Source organism: Nocardioides massiliensis (assembly GCF_030811215.1).
Classification (GTDB): Bacteria; Actinomycetota; Actinomycetes; order Propionibacteriales; family Nocardioidaceae; genus Nocardioides_A; species Nocardioides_A massiliensis.
The window spans coordinates 4,001,652-4,017,871 of record NZ_JAUSQM010000001.1; the positions used below are offsets into that span (position 1 = coordinate 4,001,652).

Sequence of the window (16,220 nt, forward strand, 5' to 3'; positions counted from 1 at the left end):
GGGTCAGGCCTTGTAGTCCTTGAGCAGGGCGCGTCCGATGATCATCTTCTGGATGTCGGAGGTGCCCTCGCCGATCAGCATGAACGCCGCCTCGCGGTAGAGCCGCTCGATCTCGTACTCCTTGGAGTACCCGTAGCCACCGTGGATGCGGAACGACGCCTCGACGACCTCGTTGCAGTACTCGCTCGCGACCATCTTGGCCATGCCGGCCTCGACGTCCATCCGCTCGCCGGAGTCCTTGAGCCGGGCCGCGCGCACCATCATGTTGTGGGCGGTCTCGACCTTGGTGGCCATCTCCGCGAGGCGGAACAGGATCGCCTGGTGCTCGGCGATGGGCTTGCCGAAGGTGTGGCGCTGCTGGGCGTAGCCGATGCCGAGCTCGAAGGCGCGCAGCGCGATCCCGCAGGCGCGAGCCGCGACGTTGACCCGGCCGACCTCGACGCCGTCCATCATCTGGAAGAAGCCCTTGCCGGGCTCGCCACCGAGGATCTGGTCGGCCGAGATCTGGTGGTTCTCCAGGATCATCTCGGTCGTGTCGATGCCCTTGTAGCCCATCTTGTCGATCTTGCCCGGCACCGTGACGCCGGGCGCGGTCTCGCCGAAGCCAGGCTCCTTCTCCACCAAGAACGTGGACATCTTCTTGTAGACCGAGGCTCCCTCGTCCACGCCATCGTCGGTGCGGCACAGCACCGCCACCAGGTTGGAGCTGCCACCGTTGGTCAGCCACATCTTCTGGCCGGTGATCGAGTAGGACCCGTCGTCACCCTTCGTGGCCTTGGTCGAGACCGCCGAGACGTCGCTGCCCAGGCCGGGCTCGGACATCGAGAACGCGCCCCGGATCTCCCCGGTGGCCATCTTGGGCAGGTACTTCTGCTTCTGCTCGTCGGTGCCGTGCTTGAGCAGCATGTGGGCGACGATGAAGTGGGTGTTGATGACGCCGGAGACGCTCATCCACCCGCGCGCGATCTCCTCCACGCACAGGGCGTAGGTGAGCAGCGACTCGCCCAGCCCGCCGTACTCCTCGGGGATCATCAGCCCGAACAGCCCGAGCTCCTTGAGTCCCTCCACGATCTCGGTGGGGTACTCGTCCGCGTGCTCCAGCTCCGTGGCGACCGGCATCACCTTCGCCTCGACGAACTGACGCACGGTCTTGAGGATCTCGGTCTGGATGTCGGAGAGCCCGTCGGTCTGACAGAGGCGACCCATGTGGTCTTTCCTTCCCTCGGTGGTGCGGCCAGCATGGATGTTACTGAGCGGTAGGCCCAGCGTCGACGGTTGTGGGGCATCCCACTACGCGTCGGCCACCCGTCGGGTCCGCACGAGGTCCGTGGCGACGTCGAGGATCGTGCGCACCCCGGCGTCGAGGACGGCGTCGACGGGGAGGTCGTCCGGGGTGACCTGGGCGGGCAGGTCGGCGGGCGCGCGCAGGTCGTCCACGGCCCCATGGACGCGTACGCCGTGTCGCTCGACCGCCGCGACCGCCTCCTCGCCACGGACCCGGCAGGCCTCGACCTGGTCGGCGTACAACCCGATGCGCGGGCCCTCGCGGCCGGCGAGATGACCCTCGGCGAGGTAGCGCCGCACCCACCAGTTGCGCTGCAGGTTGCCCTCGATGCCGGCCAGGTGCGGCTGCAGCCGGCGCAGGAACTCGGTCTCGGGCAGCGCCATCGACCGGTTGGAGGCGGCCACGCCGGTGTCGTAGGCGTCGGCGGTGAGACCGACGACCTCGGCAAACCGGTGCCACAGCTCGTCGGGGGCGCCGCGCTTGCGCGGCAGGACGATCACGTGGGTGTCACCGGGCGCGACGTGCGGGGCCCAGCGGTCGAGCACGCCGGCCAGGTCGAGCGAGCGCAGCGACCACACGGCGCCGGTGTCGTCGGTCGGTCCGTCGGCGAACTCGCGCAGCGGCGTCGTGCGGCGCAGCTTCAGCGACTCCTGCCAGGCGGCGGCCATCAGCGAGACCGGCTCCCGGGCGGTCACCAGGACCTCGACGCGGTCGGCTCGCATGCGGCCGAGGAACCGCCGGGCCTGCTCGCTGGTCGCGGCACCGAGGAACTCGTGGCTCACCACGGCGGTGCCGGGCCACGACGCGATCCCCTCGAGCACCCGGTCGATCGCGGTCGCCGCGGACGGACGACGCGCCGCCAGCTTCGGGTCCTCGCGCACCGCGAGCGAGGTCCACAGGTGATCGACGCGCTGGTCCCCCGGCAGGCGTACGCCGTCGAGCTCGGCCAGCCGGTCGCGGTGGTGCCAGGCGATCGTCTGCAGGTAGGTCGTCCCGGTCTTCGGCTGCCCGACGTGGACGACGACGCGCTCAGCCACGGGCCACCACCGCGGGGTCGGGGGCTGTCCCGGTCGTCCGGCGTACGTCGGTGCGCAGGTCCTGGACGAGGTCGGCGACGATCGTCGCCGTGCGCTCCAGCACGACCTCGGGGTCGGGCTGCTCCCCGGCCGGCGCGGCCGGGCGCAGCAGGTCGCGGTCCCCACGGACGACGACGCGGTTGCTCTCCAGGTAGGCCTCCAGCGCAGCGTGCTCTCGGCGCAGCCCCTCCTGGACCTCCGGGTCGAGCACGGGCGGGGGCCCCTCGTCCACGAGCCGGGCGCGCACCTCGTCCAGCACCGCGCCACGGTCGGCGGACGGCACCACGTCGGGGTCGGCGGCCAGCAGGTGGGCGACCCGTTCGAGCACCGCGACCGCGGTCGCGCTCAACGGCGCCGGCGGAGCCACGACCCACAGCACCGTACGGCGACCCCCGCGCTGTCGCTGGTGCCGCTGGACCGCGGTCAGCACCTCGCCGCCGGGGCGGGCCCGGGCGAGCGGCTGCGGGTCGTCGGCGAGCCCTGCCGCCCACCGGGCGAGCAGAGCCTGGGTCGGCTCGGTCGCCACGACGACGGCCTGCGGACCGCGCAGCCCGAGCCGTCCGGCGTCGGCGACGTCGAGCTCTGCCGCGCCGGGGAAGGTGCCCACCACGGTGGGACTACGCCGTGGCACCGGGTCCTCCTCGGCGCAACCGACGCAGCCGGCGCCAGACACGCCCCAGAGCGGAGCGGACGCCGCGCGGCACCGGGATCGCCGTGGCCTGGGCGCGCCGCAACTGGCGCGTGAGGGCGGCGTTGTCCTGGCGCAGCTGACGAACGTCGCCGAGCAGCTGCGCGACCAGGTCGGCGCCCGCGTCGGCCACCTCGGCGTCGGTCACCGATGACGGCTCGCGCCGAGGGGGCAGCTCGGCCGGCGGACGCAGCGTGTCGAGGTCGCCTACGACGTCGAAGCCGCGCTGCTCGATCAGGGTGATCGCGCGCTCGGCGCGCCGGCGGCTGTCGGCAACGTGGTCGGCCGGGGGCCAGAACCGCTCGCCCTTGCGCGGGACCAGCCGCTCGTCGGCGAGGAAGGTGCGGATCCACACCCCGCGGTCACGGGCGCTGGTGAACCCGACCAGGCGCTCGTTGACCCGCCGCAGCAGCTCGGCCTCCACCACACCCATCGACTCGTTGGGGAAGTTGCCCTCGGTCGAGCAGGTGGCCGGGTCCAGTCCGACGACGCCGCAGAACCGGTCCCACAGCGCCGAGCGCGGCTGGTCGGAGCCGGGCGTCGTGATGACGTGCACGCGCTCGTCGGGCACCGCTGTGCTCCACCGCTCGAGCACGAGGCCGAGGTCGAGGCAGCGCCAGTCCCAGATCTTCAGCGGGTTGTCGGACTCCTCGCGGCCGTAGTCCTCGATCGGCTGGGTGTAGCCGGTCTTCAGCGACTCCTGCCAGCTGGAGGTGAACAGGCCGAGGAAGTCGCGGGCGGTGGCCACGACGTGCACCTCGGCAGGTGCCAGCTGGGCGACCATGCGCTGGGCCTGCTCAGCGCTGGCGGAGGCGAGGAACTCGTGGGAGACGATCGCGTCACCGTCCCAGGCGGCGATCTCCTCCTGCAGCACGTCCCAGGACGCCGGCGCCTTGGGGCTGCGCTTGCCGACTCCCGGGTCGTCGCGCACGACGCACGAGGCCCACAGGTGGTCGCGTCGCTCGCGTCCGGGCAGCAGCATCCCGGCCGCCCGCATCTCGGGACGGTGGGCCCACATGATCGTCTGCAGGTAGGTCGTGCCCGTCTTGGGCAGACCGATGTGGACGAACACCCGCCGTGCCACGGCTCAGCCCAGGCTCTTGGTGTAGTCGGCGAGCAACGCCTGCGCCCGCTCCGGGTCCTGCTGCACCACCGGCACGAGGAGCTCGGTGACGACGTCGGTGAGCTCGGCGATGCGCAGGTTGAGCTTGCGGCACTCCTGCACCTCGGCCTCGAGCTCCTCGACGCGGGCGCGCAGGTCGTCGACCTCACGCCCCCACGCGGCCTGCTTGATCCGGCGCACGATGCCGCCACCGCTGTGCTTGACCCGCTCGTTCATTCGGTTCACCGTTCCCACGTCGCTACCAACCGACCAGTCCGCCGGGGCTGCCCGGACGCGTCGACCGGCGGCACCTCCAGCACCTCGTGGTGCCGGATCCGGGCGCCGCAGGCTTCCAGCTCCTCGACGACCAGACCGACCGGCAGCGTACGCAAGTGCTCGCGTCCGCGCCCATCCCCGCCGGGTTGCACCAGGAACTCGAGGTAGAGGTTGCCACCCTCGTGCAGCGCCATCGAGGCGTAGCGCCACAGGTTGCGTCGGCCCCACGCGTCGGTCGCGTCGGCCACGTGCCGGGCGGTGACGGCACGCCGCCCCTCGAGCCGGGCCGCACGCGCGCCGTACCCCAGGACCGAGCGCAGCTCGAGCAGGTTGAAGGACCCGAACTCGGCCGGCACGCCCTCGCTCGCGGCGCGCGCGGCGAGCCGGGCTGCCGCGCGCGGGACGAAGTCGAGCCCGTGCGTCTGGACGCCCTGCGTGGCGAACCAGTAGGCGTCGACCCCCCGCCCGCAGCCGACGTCGAGGATGTGGTCGAGCGCGGGCTCCTCGGCGTACACCCAGCGGGCGAAGTCGGTGGGCTCGAGCGCGGGCTCGGCCAGGCGCTCGCCGGACCAGGTGCGCTCCCACTCCTGGCGCTTGACGCGGATCCCGCGGAACCAGCCGTTGAGTCGGCGGTGGGTCGACTCGGGGGTCTCGAAGACGTACGCCGGGTCGGGCACGCGCCACGACGGGCCGTAGGTCGCGGCGAGGAAGCGGTCGGTGTCGGCCGGCACGGGGAAGGTGCGACCCTCCAGCGTGGCGGTGCCGAGCGGGTGGACCCACTCGGCGCGGAACGGCGTACGGATCTCGCCCATGAGGTGCAGGTGGCCGTCCCACAGGAACCCGCCGAAGACGTCGAGCCCGCGCACGGACCCGTCCGCCTCGAGGACGTCGACCTTGAAGGCGGCACCGCTGTAGCGGCTGATGGCGTAGCCCATGGCGACCAGGCGGCGCTGCAGCCGGAAGGACTCCGCGACCACGTCGGCCGGGTGGGTGAACCGGCTCACGTAGCCGAGGTCGGCGTCGGAGTCGTGACCGATGAGGGCGCCCTCACGCACCGCGCCCAGCAGGGTGCCGTAGGCCAGGAACGCGTCGGCCCCCGCCGCACGCAGCGCGGCCAGCACCTCGCCGATGGAGTCCAGCAGCGGCGCGACCTGATCGGGGGTGCGGGTGTCGAAGGTGAGCGCGAGACGCCCGGACTTGTCGATCCCGAGCGGGCGCCCCTCGGCGTCGACGACCGCGATGCGCCCCGCACCGCTGCCGAAGGACAGCTCCTCGTCGAAGAGCTCGGCACCGCTGACGTGGGCGCGCACCGTGATCCGGGCCCGCCCGTCGAGGTAGCGGTGCAGCGACGAGGGCCACGGCGCGGTCCAGCCCTGGCCGTCGGCGTCCGGACGGGCGTCGCGCATGACCCAGAACGACCAGACGCGGCGACCGTCGAAGCAGACGTCGAGGATCACCTCGTCCTCGGTCCGGACGTGCACGGCCGACGGCGTCACCCGCACCTCGTGCACACGGGCGGCGGACTGGTGGGGGGCGGACACGGCGCCCAGCGTAGCGACGAGGCGCCCCGGCGCGGGCCCCGCGTGAGCGTCGGCGCGAGCGCTACCGTTGCCACTCGTGACGACCTCCCCGCCCCGCGTCTTCGCCGCGCGCCTCGTCGGCCTGCCGGTCTTCGACCCCCAGGGCGACCAGGTCGGCAAGGTGCGCGACGTCGTCGTGACGATGCGCGCCGACGCCAGCCCGCCGCGCGTCGTGGGTCTGGTCGTCGAGGTGCTGGGCCGGCGCCGCGTCTTCATGCCGATGACCCGGATCACCGCCATCGACGCCGACCAGGTCGTGACCACCGGCCTGCTCAACGTCCGCAAGTTCGAGCAGCGCCACACCGAGACGCTCGTCATGGCACAGCTGCTCGACCGCTCCGTGCGGATCCACAGCGGCGAGGAGATCGTGAACGGCACCGTGTACGACGTCGGGCTGGAGCAGACCCGCACCCGCGACTGGGTGCTCAGCCGGGTCGCGGTCACCGAGCCGGGCAAGCGGTTCCGCCGCCACGGGCAGACCCACGTCGTCGACTGGCGCGACGTGGAGGGGCTCCTGCGCACCGAGGAGGGACAGGGCGCGATCCACCTGGTCGCGACCCTCAACGAGATGCGTCCGGCCGATGCCGCGACGGTGATCCACGACCTGCCCGCCAAGCGTCGGGGCGAGGTCGTCGCCGCGCTCGACGACGAGCGGCTCGCCGCCGTGCTCGAGGAGCTCTCCGACGAGGACCAGGTCGAGATCATGGGCATCCTCGACTCGCGGCGCGCCGCCGACATCCTCGAGGAGATGGGTGCCGACGACGCCGCGGACCTCATCGCCGAGCTGCCGCCCGAGACCGCCGAGAGGCTGCTCGGGCTCATGGAGCCGTCGGAGGCCGAGGACGTCCGGCGGCTGATGAGCTATGAGGAGCTCACGGCCGGCGGCATGATGACGCCCGAGCCGGTGATCCTCCCGCCCGACGCCACGATCGCCGAGGCGCTGGCGCACGTGCGCGCCCCCGAGCTGACCACGTCGCTGGCCGCGCTGGCCTACGTGTGCCGCCCACCGCTGGAGCCGCCGACGGGCAAGCTCCTCGGCGTCGTCCACATCCAGCGGCTCCTGCGCGAGCCCCCCTCGAGCCTGGTCGCCGGTGCGCTCGACAGCGGGATCGACTATCTCCGTGCGGAGGCTTCCATCGAGGACGTGGCCGCCCACCTCGCGGCCTACAACCTGGTCGCCGCACCCGTGGTCGACGACCAGGGGCGCCTGCTGGGCGCGGTCACCGTCGACGACCTGCTCGACCACATGCTGCCCGAGGACTGGCGCGACCGGCCGCTCTCCACCGGAGCCCTCGATGGCTGAGCGCCGCGCGGAGGAGTCCCGCAGCCGCCTGGACACGCCGCGCGAGCTGCGCCGCGCCCTGGTCCGGCGCCCGTCGTACGACTCCGACCGGTTCGGGTCCTTCGCCGAGACGTTCGCCCGGTTCATGGGCACCGCGCGGTTCCTGCTCTACATGACGCTGTTCGTGGCGATCTGGCTCGGCTGGAACTCTCTCGTGCCGGCGGAGTGGGAGTTCGACGCCTACCCCTTCATCTTCCTGACGCTCATGCTCAGCCTGCAGGCGTCGTACGCCGCTCCGCTGATCCTGCTCGCGCAGAACCGGCAGGAGATGCGCGACCGGGTGGTCGCCGAGCAGGACCGTCGGGCGGCGGCCCGGTCCCGGGCCGACATGGAGTTCCTGGCCCGCGAGGTCGCTTCGCTGCGCCTGGCGGTCGGTGAGGTCGCCACCCGCGACTACCTGCGCTCGGAGCTGCGGGCGCTGCTCGCGGAGCTCGACGAACGGCGGGCCGAGGAGCGGGGCTGGGACCGCGACGACGAGCGCGACGAGGGCCGTGACGAGAGCCATGACGACCGGGCCTGAACCGCTGAGGTCCACAACGTAGGCTGATTCCCATGAGCTCCCCCGACCTCGAGCAGGTCCGCGCTGCCCTCGCGCGGGTGAACGACCCCGAGATCCGCCGTCCCATCACCGAGCTGGGGATGGTCGACGCGGTCGAGGTCAGCCCCGACGGCGACGTCGACGTGCGCGTGCTGCTGACCGTCGCCGGATGTCCGATGAAGGACACCATCAACCGCGACGTGACCGCTGCCGTCGGCGCGGTCGCAGGCGTCCGCAACGTCAACATCGAGCTCGGCGTCATGAGCGCCGAGCAGCGCGCCGGGCTCCAGGAGACGCTGCGTGGCGGCCAGGCCGCCCGCGAGATCCCCTTCGCCCGCGCCGACTCGCTCACCAAGGTCTTCGCCATCGCCAGCGGCAAGGGCGGGGTCGGCAAGTCGTCTGTCACCGTCAACCTGGCCGTGGCGATGGCGCGCAGCGGCCTCAAGGTCGGCATCGTCGACGCCGACATCTACGGCCACTCCGTCCCCGCGATGCTGGGAGTCGGCGACGTCCGCCCGACCCAGGTCGAGGAGATGATCATGCCGGTGCCCGTGCCGGTCGAGGGCGGCGAGCTGTCCGTGATCAGCATCGGCATGCTCAAGCCCCGCCGCGACCAGGTCGTCGCCTGGCGCGGCCCGATGCTCGACCGGGCACTCGTGCAGATGCTCTCCGACGTCTACTGGGGCGACCTCGACGCCCTCCTGCTCGACCTGCCGCCCGGCACCGGCGACATCGCCATCTCACTGGGTCAGCACCTCCCCAGTGCCGAGGTGGTCGTCGTGACCACGCCGCAGGAGGCTGCCGCCGAGGTCGCCGAGCGCGCCGGCACGATGGCCTCGATGATGCACCAGCGCGTCGTCGGCGTCATCGAGAACATGTCCTTCCTCCCCTGCCCGCACTGCGGCCCCGAGCACCGGCTCGAGGTCTTCGGCTCCGGCGGCGGTGCGCGTGTCGCCTCGACCCTGGGCAACCGGTTCGGGTACGACGTCCCGGTGCTCGCCGAGATCCCGCTGACCGAGGCGCTGCGGGCGGGCGGCGACAGCGGCGACCCGATCGTCGTCACCGACGCCGAGAGCCCCGCGGCCACGGCGCTGCGCGGCGCGGCGGAGAAGCTCGCCGGTCGTGGACGCGGCCTGGCCGGCATGCAGCTCGGCCTCACCCCGACCGCCAAGCTCTAGAGGAGCGCGGCGGCACGGTAGGTTCACGCCCGTGTTCGACGTCGGCCTGATGGAGCTCGCGGTGATCGCGCTGGTCGCGGTCATCGTGTTCGGCCCCGACAAGGTGCCCGACCTCGCTCGCCAGGCCGGCCGGTTCGTCCGCCAGGTCAAGCGCTTCGCCGACGGCACCCGCGACGACCTGCGCCGTGAGCTCGGCCCCGAGTTCGCCGACCTCGAGCTGACCGACCTCGACCCGCGCAAGGCGATCCGCAAGCACATCCTCGAGGCGATGGACGAGGACGACGACGCGACCCCCGTCGCGCCGGGCCTCCGCCCGCTCGCCGAGGGCGAGCTCCCGCCGTACGACGCTGAGGCAACCTGAGGCGACCTGAGGCGACCTGAGCCTCAGCCCACCTGCGAGTCCAGCTCGATCTGCAGCTCGAGCTCCTCGTCGCCGCGCTCGACGGTCAGCGTGACCGTCTCGCCGGGCTGACGCGAGCGGATGGCGACGATCAGGCCGACCCCGTCGGTGACGCGCGTGCCCTCGACCCGGGTGACGAGGTCGCCGGGCTGCAGTCCGGCCTCGGCGGCGGGCCCGCTCGCGGGCACCTCCGCCACGCGAGCACCGTCGTCGTTGCCGCGCACGTCGACGTTGGCACCGATGACCGGGTAGCGCGCCTCACCGGTGCGCAGGATCTGGTCGGCGGTGATCTGCACCTGCTCGATCGGGATGGCGAACCCGACACCGATGCTGCCGCGGCCACCGCCGAAGCCGCCGGCGGTCGCGATCGCGGAGTTCACACCGACGACCTGGCCCTGCAGGTTCACCAGGGGGCCGCCGGAGTTGCCGGGGTTGATCGCGGCGTCGGTCTGCACGGCGTTGATGTAGGACGCCGCCGCCGCCGGTCCGGCCGTCACGGGGCGGTCGAGCGCGGAGATGATCCCCGACGTCACCGTCGAGCCCAGACCGAGCGGAGAACCGATCGCGACGACGGTCTCGCCTACCCGCATCTGCTGCGAGGCGCCGATCGCCGCCGGGCGCGCGTCACGCAGCCCACGGACCCGGAGGACCGCGATGTCGTAGGTCTCGCTGCGTCCGATGATCCGCGCCTGGTAGCGCTCGCCGGAGGCGTCGATGACCGCGATCCGGCCCCCGCGGGCGGCGTCCGCGACCACGTGGTTGTTGGTGATGACGTGTCCGTCCTCGTCGAGGACGAACCCGGACCCCGTGGCCCCGTCGTCCTCACCCCACTGCGCGGCGATCTGCAGCGTGCTCGGCAGCAGCTCGTCGGCCACCGCCGCGACGCTGCCGTTGTCGTCGGGCAGCGGCACCGCGGTGCGGGTCTCGAGCTCGAGCAGGCCGCCGCCACCGCCGCCGAGCTGGGCGCCGGCTGCACCGGCGACCAGCGCGAACAGCACCACCCCGGCGCCGAGCCACGCCCAGGTCGCGCGGGTGAAGCGCGGCGTACGCGGGGCCTCCGCGGGCGCGCGCAGTGCCGGCGGCGCGTAGGCCTGGGTGAGCGGGGACGGGTACGGCGCGAACAGGTGCGCGTCGTCGGGTCGCCCGTCGGGAGTGCCGTCGGGGTGGCCGGGGGCGGGGTTCACCCGACCTATCTTGTCCTAGCTCGCAAGAGCGGTGCCGGCGTGGTCGGCCCCGACGCCGGTCCCCCACCGACGGAGCCCTTGATCGACGTGACGGGCGCGGGCGGCGGGGTGTTGGTGGTGCTGACCGGCACCCCCGCGAGTGCGGTCAACCCGAGGAACGCCGCACCCACCGAGCCGGCACCGAGTGCGACCAGGCTGCGACGGCGCGAGGCCGGTGGGGCGATCGCGTCCGCCGTCGCCCAGGCCCGGGCGTCGTACAACGCTCCGTGCAGCTGGGGCGGGCACGTCTCCCCACGCAGCGTGGCGAGCCGCGACTTGACCTGGCCCTCGTGCTCGACCGCGCGACGGCAGCCGGGGCACGTCATGACGTGGCTCCAGGCGCGCTCCTCGTCGCGGGGGTCGAGCTGGCCGTCGACCAGCGCACTGACCGCTTCGCCGAGATGTCCGCCGAGCGTGAAGATCCTCATCGCGCGACCTCCTCGGCGAGGGCACCGAGGTAGCGGGCCCGGTCACCGCGGGGTGCGCGGTGGGCGAGCGCGGTGCGTAGCTGGGCGCGTCCGCGGTGGATGCGGGAGCGGACGGTGCCGAGCTTGAGCCCGAGCACGTCGCCGATCTCCTCGTAGCTGAGTCCCTCGATGTCGCACAGCACGACCGCGGCGCGGAACTCCGGGCTCAGCGCGGCCAGCGCGGTCTCGACGTCGGCGTCGAAGGTGTGGTCGAGGTACGCCGCGTCGGGTGCCGGCACCCGGCTGGGGAGTCGGTTGTCGGCGTCCTCGGCGAGGGCGTCGAAGCGGATCCGCTGCTTGCGGCGGGCCTGATCGAGGAAGAGGTTGGTGGTGATGCGGTGCAGCCAGCCCTCGAACGTGCCCGGCGTGTAGGAGTCGAGCGAGCGGAACACCCGCACGAAGACCTCCTGGGTGAGGTCCTCGGCGTCGTGCCGGTTGCCGGTGAGGCGCAGGGCGAGGCGGAACACCCGGGCGGAATGCTGCTCGACGATCTCGGTCCAGCGCTCCACATCTGCGTCCACGGCTGCCTCCTCGCGCCGGTCACGACCACGGCCAGAACGCGTGCGCATCAGCGCGAGCATCCAGAAGTGCTGCTGCCGTTCCATGCCTGGTCTCCTGGTCCGTCACGCTAGACAGTCGGACTGAGAGCACCCTGAAGGAAGCCCTCGAGAATCCCAACGGTCCGGGAGGCCGGGGTGTTCCCGCGCCGTTCCCGTCGTCGAGCATGCCGGTGGCTTAGGGTCGTCCTCGACGCGCTCGGACGCGAGCGCCCGGAGCCGGAGGTACGACCATCCCCACGACGACGCCGCTGACCGCTGCGAGCCTGACCTACGCCGAGGACTTCGTCGGCGAGGACGAGGTGCTCGTCGCCGCGCGAGCCCGTGCCGACGAGGTCGGGGTGGTCCCCGTCGGGACCGGGGCCGGCGCCACGCTGCGCTTCCTCGCCGCCTGCACCGAGGCCCGCGCCGTGGTCGAGGTCGGCACCGGCACCGGCGTGTCCGGGCTGTGGTTGCTGCGCGGCATGCGCGCCGACGGCGTCCTCACCTCCGTCGACACCGAGGCCGAGCACCAGCGTCTCGCCAAGCAGACCTTCGCCGAGGCCGGCATCACCTCCAACCGCTTCCGACTGATCCCGGGTGCGGCCCTCGACGTGCTCCCCCGCCTGACCGACGGCCACTACGACCTGGTCTTCTGCGACGGCGACAAGCGCGAGTACGCCGACTACCTCGCCGCTGCGCTGCGCCTGCTGCGTCCCGGCGGGTTGGTCATCTTCGACAACGCGCTGTGGCACGACCGGGTCGCCGACCCCGCTCAGCGCGATGAGGAGACGGTCGCGATCCGCGAGCTCGGCCGCACCGTCCGCGACCACGACGACCTGCTGCCGCTGCTGCTGCCGGTCGGCGACGGCCTGCTGGTGGCGAAGAAGGTCTGGTCGCCCGAGGAGTGATCCGCCTGGCTCGGGCGATCAGCCGATCTCGGCGTCCTCCAGCCAGCGCAGCAGGAGGCGCGCGCCGAAGCCGGTCGCGCCGGAGGTCCACTCGAACGCATCCACCGGGGAGTCCCCCACCGAGGCGATGTCGAGGTGCGCCCACGGCAGACCTGCCGCGAACGGCTCGAGGAACAACGCGGCGGTGATCGCACCGGGTCCGCCCGGGGCGTTGTCGGCGTCGGCGGTCGGCGAGTCGAGCAGCTCGGCGTACTCCTGGGCGAGCGGGAGCCGCCACAGCACCTCGCCGGCGACCTCGCCGGCCGCGCGCAGCTGATCGGCGAGTGCGTCGTCGTTGGCGAACATGCCCCCGGTGCGCTGCCCGAGCGCCACCTTCATCGCCCCGGTCAAGGTGGCGACGTCGACGAGCACCGTCGGCGCGAGCTCCGCGGCGGCGTACGCCAGGGCGTCGGCCATGACCAGTCGGCCCTCGGCGTCGGTGTTGGTGACCTCGCTGGTGCGCCCGCCGTAGTGGGTGATGACGTCGCCGGGACGCAGCGCGGAGCCGCTGATGGAGTTCTCCGCCGCGGCGATCAGCCCGGTCACGCGGACCGGGCAGCCGAGATCGGCCAGCGCACTGAGCACCGCGAGGACGACGCCACCACCGGTCATGTCGCGCTTCATGGTGGCCATCGCCTCGGCTGGCTTGATCGACAGACCGCCGGTGTCGAACGTGATGCCCTTGCCGACCAGCACCACGTGGGGCAGGTCGGAGGTCGCGCCGGCGCCCGCCGGGGTGTAGCCGAGCCGGATCAACCGGGGCGGTGAGTCGGAGGCCTGCCCGACGCCCGCGATGCCTCCGAAGCCCTCGGCGCGCAGCCGGGTCTCGTCCCAGACCTCCAGGTCGAGGCCGGTGCGAGCCGCGACCTCGGCCGCCTGGTCGGCCAGCCACTGCGGGTTCTTCACGTTCGAGGGCATCAGCGCGAGCATCCGCGAGTACCACCCCGCGCCGGAGACGGCCGTCGCGCGGCCCAGCAGGTCGACGTACGCCGCCTCGTCGGGGACGTCGGTGAGCACGACCCGGCCCACGGGCCGGTGCTCGGGGCCCTCGGAGCGCCAGTGGAAGCCGAAGGAGCCGAGGATCAGACCGTCGACGAGCGCCCGGAAGCCCTCGGGGTCGGCGAGTGCGGGCAGCGACGTCGCCACCGCCTCGCGGTCGCGCGTGCGGCGCGCGATCGCGGCACCCGCCTTGCGCAGGTCGGCCGGGGCGAGGGCTCCGACGCCGACGAGGAGCACCTCCTCGACCACGCCGCGGTGCAGCGGCAGCACCGTCACCTCGCCGGCGGCACCCCGCGCGCCGGCGGACTCGAGCACGGCGAAGACGTCGTCGCCCGTGATGCCGTGCTCGGTGAGCAGGTCGAGCACCACCGCCGTCCCGGGACCGAGGACCGGCGTACCGGACTCGTCGCCGGCGTCGGCCGGCTCAGCAGGGAGGACCGGCACCGCCAACGTCCCGGCGACCGCCCGGCGCGCGTCCGGGTCGACCAGGGAAGCCTCGCGGAGCCCGATCTGCGGAGGGTTGACCTGGGAGGGAAAAGCCACCCCCCGACCCTACGACACGTCCCCGGCTGCTCGATGAGCTGCCGGGGACGTGTGGGTCAGTGCGGAAATCAGCTGATGACGCCCGCGAGAGCCTCGTGCAGAGCCGACGCTTCCTCGGCGTTGAGCTCGACGACGAGACGACCACCGCCCTCGAGCGGGACCCTCATGACCAGGCCCCGGCCCTCCTTGGTCACCTCGAGCGGACCGTCACCCGTCCGCGGCTTCATGGCCGCCATGCGTACCCCTCTTCCGTCGTGTCCTCACCGTGAACGACCACGGCGGGACCATTATCCCCTATCTACGGCAGACTCGACCCATGCATGCCCGGTCCGCTCTCTTCGACCTGTACGGCGATCACCTGCTCGCCCGGGGCGGACAGGCGCCGGTGGCGGCACTCGTACGCCTGCTCGCACCCCTCGACGTGGCGGCTCCGGCGGTGCGCACGGCGGTGTCGCGGATGGTGCGCCAGGGCTGGCTCACGCCCGTCGCGCTGCCGGCCGGGGCGGGGTACGCCGTCACCGAGCGGGCGCGCGAGCGGCTGGTCGCGACGGCCGCACGGATCTACCGCAGCGAGACCGAGGACTGGGACGGCACCTGGGACGTGGTGACGCTCGGCCGCTTCCCGGGACGCGGTGCCCGCGACCGGGTACGCCGGGCCCTCGGCTTCCTCGGCTATGCACCGCTGGCCGACGGCACCTGGATCGCGGCGCGCGCCTCGTCGGAGGTGCGGGGGGTGTTGGGTGACGAGGGCGTCTCGTGCGTCCAGCTGCGGGCCACGGTCGCCGACAGCGACCTCGCGACCGTGCGCGGACTGTGGGATCTCGAGACGCTGGCACGCGACTACGTGACCTGGCAGGACGAGGCGCGGGCCCTGCTGAGCGCCGGGGGCGGTGGCGTGGGCGACGGTGACGAAGCAGCTTTCGCGGTCCGCTCCCGGCTGCTGCACTCGTGGCGCAAGTTCCTCTTCGCCGACCCCGGTCTCCCCCCGGCGCTGCTGCCGGCCGACTGGCCCGGACATGACGCACGGCGGCTCTTCGAGGACGAGGCGGCCCGGTTGCTGCCGGCCGCTCGTCGGTTCGTGGACTCCGTCCTGGACCCGCCCGGTGACGACCTCGTGTCGTCCATCAGCTCCCCCACCCACACCGCCACCGCAACGGAGGAACCGTGACCGATCAGCCCGTCCTCGTCGAGACCGCCGACGGCGTACGCACGATCCGGCTGAACCGACCCGAGGCGATGAACAGCCTCGACATCGCCACGAAGGTAGCGCTGCGCGACGCCCTCGCCGACGCCGCGAGCGACGACGCCGTGCGCTGCGTCGTGCTCACCGGTTCCGGGCGCGCGTTCTGTGTCGGGCAGGATCTCAAGGAGCACGTGCGGCTCCTGGCGGACGAGGCCGGAAGCGAGCAGCTGTTCACCACCGTCGAGGAGCACTACAACCCCATCGTGGAAACGGTGCTGACGATGCCGAAGCCCGTCATCGCGGCCGTCAACGGTGTCGCGGCCGGGGCGGGGGCGAGCCTGGCGTTCGCGGCGGACCTGCGCATCGTCGCCGACTCGGCGGGGTTCAACCTGGCGTTCGCCGGCATCGCACTGTCGTGTGACACGGGCGCCTCCTGGACCCTCCCCCGGCTCGTCGGGCAGGCCAAGGCACTGGAGCTGCTGCTCATGCCGCGCACCGTCCCCGCCGCCGAGGCCCTCGAGCTCGGTCTCGCCACCCAGGTCGTGGCGGCCGCGGAGCTCGAGAGCACCGTCGGCGAGCTGGCGGCCCGCTTCGCCGCCGGCCCCACCGTGGCGTACGGCGCCATCCGCCGCGCCGTCCGCGAGTCGGCCTCGCTCGACATCCCGCAGGCGCTCGCCCGCGAGGCCGAGCTGATGAACCTCACCGGCGCCACCCGCGACCACCAGCACGCCGTCGAGGCGTTCGTCACCAAGCAGGCACCGGTGTTCGAAGGGCGCTGACGCCGGCGCTGGGTTCCGAATTGCGACATCTGGCACCACCTGAGCGACCCAAGCGGTGCCAGATGTCGCAAGTTC

The 16,220-nt window shown here is 72.9% G+C and carries 18 protein-coding genes; 7 read left to right on the forward strand and 11 right to left on the reverse strand.

Annotated elements, in window-relative coordinates:
* Positions 1–3: 3 nt before the first annotated feature.
* The 6 genes from J2S59_RS19720 to J2S59_RS19745 form a co-directional block, all read right to left on the reverse strand.
* Positions 4–1,206 (reverse strand): acyl-CoA dehydrogenase family protein, encoded by a 1,203-nt coding sequence (locus tag J2S59_RS19720; protein WP_068116765.1) that lies wholly within the window; start codon positions 1,204–1,206, stop codon positions 4–6.
* Positions 1,207–1,290: 84 nt separating this feature from the next.
* Positions 1,291–2,322 (reverse strand): hypothetical protein, encoded by a 1,032-nt coding sequence (locus tag J2S59_RS19725; RefSeq protein WP_068116766.1) that lies wholly within the window; start codon positions 2,320–2,322, stop codon positions 1,291–1,293.
* Positions 2,315–2,992: a hypothetical protein gene (locus tag J2S59_RS19730; RefSeq protein WP_181641469.1), complete on the reverse strand. Its 678-nt coding sequence runs from the start codon at positions 2,990–2,992 to the stop codon at positions 2,315–2,317. The genes J2S59_RS19725 and J2S59_RS19730 overlap by 8 nt, the downstream gene beginning before the upstream one ends.
* Positions 2,979–4,133: a hypothetical protein gene (locus J2S59_RS19735; protein ID WP_306825428.1), complete on the reverse strand. Its 1,155-nt coding sequence runs from the start codon at positions 4,131–4,133 to the stop codon at positions 2,979–2,981. Before J2S59_RS19735 ends, J2S59_RS19730 begins: the two co-directional genes overlap by 14 nt.
* A 3-nt stretch (positions 4,134–4,136) precedes the next feature.
* Positions 4,137–4,388 carry a DUF6752 domain-containing protein gene (locus J2S59_RS19740; protein WP_246360432.1) on the reverse strand — a complete coding sequence of 84 codons (252 nt, stop codon included), beginning with the start codon at positions 4,386–4,388 and terminating at the stop codon, positions 4,137–4,139.
* A 5-nt stretch (positions 4,389–4,393) separates the two neighbouring features.
* Positions 4,394–5,968: a LicD family protein gene (locus J2S59_RS19745; protein WP_306825429.1), complete on the reverse strand. Its 1,575-nt coding sequence runs from the start codon at positions 5,966–5,968 to the stop codon at positions 4,394–4,396.
* Positions 5,969–6,044: 76 nt separating this feature from the next.
* Between J2S59_RS19745 and J2S59_RS19750 the strand changes: the two genes are divergently transcribed.
* Genes J2S59_RS19750 through J2S59_RS19765 form a run of 4 tightly spaced genes read left to right on the forward strand, consistent with a single transcriptional unit; the run spans position 6,045 to position 9,426 of the window.
* Positions 6,045–7,310, forward strand: a complete 1,266-nt coding sequence (locus J2S59_RS19750; RefSeq protein WP_068119283.1) for a magnesium transporter MgtE N-terminal domain-containing protein — start codon at positions 6,045–6,047, stop codon at positions 7,308–7,310.
* Positions 7,303–7,869, forward strand: coding sequence for a DUF1003 domain-containing protein (locus J2S59_RS19755; protein ID WP_068119286.1), 567 nt, complete (start codon positions 7,303–7,305; stop codon positions 7,867–7,869). The genes J2S59_RS19750 and J2S59_RS19755 overlap by 8 nt, the downstream gene beginning before the upstream one ends.
* A 32-nt stretch (positions 7,870–7,901) precedes the next feature.
* Positions 7,902–9,065 carry an Mrp/NBP35 family ATP-binding protein gene (locus tag J2S59_RS19760; RefSeq protein ID WP_068119291.1) on the forward strand — a complete coding sequence of 388 codons (1,164 nt, stop codon included), beginning with the start codon at positions 7,902–7,904 and terminating at the stop codon, positions 9,063–9,065.
* A 31-nt stretch (positions 9,066–9,096) separates the two neighbouring features.
* Entirely contained in the window at positions 9,097–9,426 is a 330-nt protein-coding gene (locus J2S59_RS19765) for a sec-independent translocase (protein WP_306825430.1), read from the forward strand.
* Between the two features lie 23 nt (positions 9,427–9,449).
* Here the strand turns inward: J2S59_RS19765 and J2S59_RS19770 are convergent, their stop codons facing one another.
* From J2S59_RS19770 to sigE, 3 genes are read right to left on the reverse strand one after another with little or no spacing between them, the layout of a single operon-like run.
* Complete coding sequence (locus J2S59_RS19770) at positions 9,450–10,649, reverse strand: S1C family serine protease (RefSeq protein ID WP_068121643.1); 1,200 nt, start codon at positions 10,647–10,649, stop codon at positions 9,450–9,452.
* Positions 10,650–10,654: 5 nt separating this feature from the next.
* On the reverse strand, positions 10,655–11,116 hold the full coding sequence (locus J2S59_RS19775) for a zf-HC2 domain-containing protein (RefSeq protein WP_068121641.1): 462 nt from the start codon (positions 11,114–11,116) through the stop codon (positions 10,655–10,657).
* A complete protein-coding gene (sigE, locus tag J2S59_RS19780) occupies positions 11,113–11,760 on the reverse strand; it encodes an RNA polymerase sigma factor SigE (RefSeq protein WP_306825431.1) in 648 nt (215 codons plus the stop codon). The genes J2S59_RS19775 and sigE overlap by 4 nt, the downstream gene beginning before the upstream one ends.
* A gap of 254 nt (positions 11,761–12,014) precedes the next feature.
* Here sigE and J2S59_RS19785 point away from each other — a divergent pair, with 254 nt between their 5' ends.
* Positions 12,015–12,602 carry an O-methyltransferase gene (locus tag J2S59_RS19785; protein WP_306441226.1) on the forward strand — a complete coding sequence of 196 codons (588 nt, stop codon included), beginning with the start codon at positions 12,015–12,017 and terminating at the stop codon, positions 12,600–12,602.
* A gap of 18 nt (positions 12,603–12,620) precedes the next feature.
* Here J2S59_RS19785 and J2S59_RS19790 read toward each other — a convergent pair whose 3' ends face one another.
* The gene (locus J2S59_RS19790; RefSeq protein WP_068118607.1) at positions 12,621–14,183 is read right to left on the reverse strand and encodes a leucyl aminopeptidase family protein; all 1,563 of its coding nucleotides are present in this window, start codon (positions 14,181–14,183) and stop codon (positions 12,621–12,623) included.
* 68 nt (positions 14,184–14,251) lie between these two features.
* Positions 14,252–14,419: a DUF3117 domain-containing protein gene (locus J2S59_RS19795; protein ID WP_181641662.1), complete on the reverse strand. Its 168-nt coding sequence runs from the start codon at positions 14,417–14,419 to the stop codon at positions 14,252–14,254.
* Positions 14,420–14,499: 80 nt separating this feature from the next.
* Between J2S59_RS19795 and J2S59_RS19800 the strand changes: the two genes are divergently transcribed.
* Positions 14,500–15,351: a PaaX family transcriptional regulator gene (locus J2S59_RS19800; RefSeq protein WP_068118605.1), complete on the forward strand. Its 852-nt coding sequence runs from the start codon at positions 14,500–14,502 to the stop codon at positions 15,349–15,351.
* Complete coding sequence (locus J2S59_RS19805; RefSeq protein WP_068118603.1) at positions 15,348–16,145, forward strand: enoyl-CoA hydratase/isomerase family protein; 798 nt, start codon at positions 15,348–15,350, stop codon at positions 16,143–16,145. Before J2S59_RS19800 ends, J2S59_RS19805 begins: the two co-directional genes overlap by 4 nt.
* The last annotated feature ends 75 nt before the right edge of the window (positions 16,146–16,220 follow it).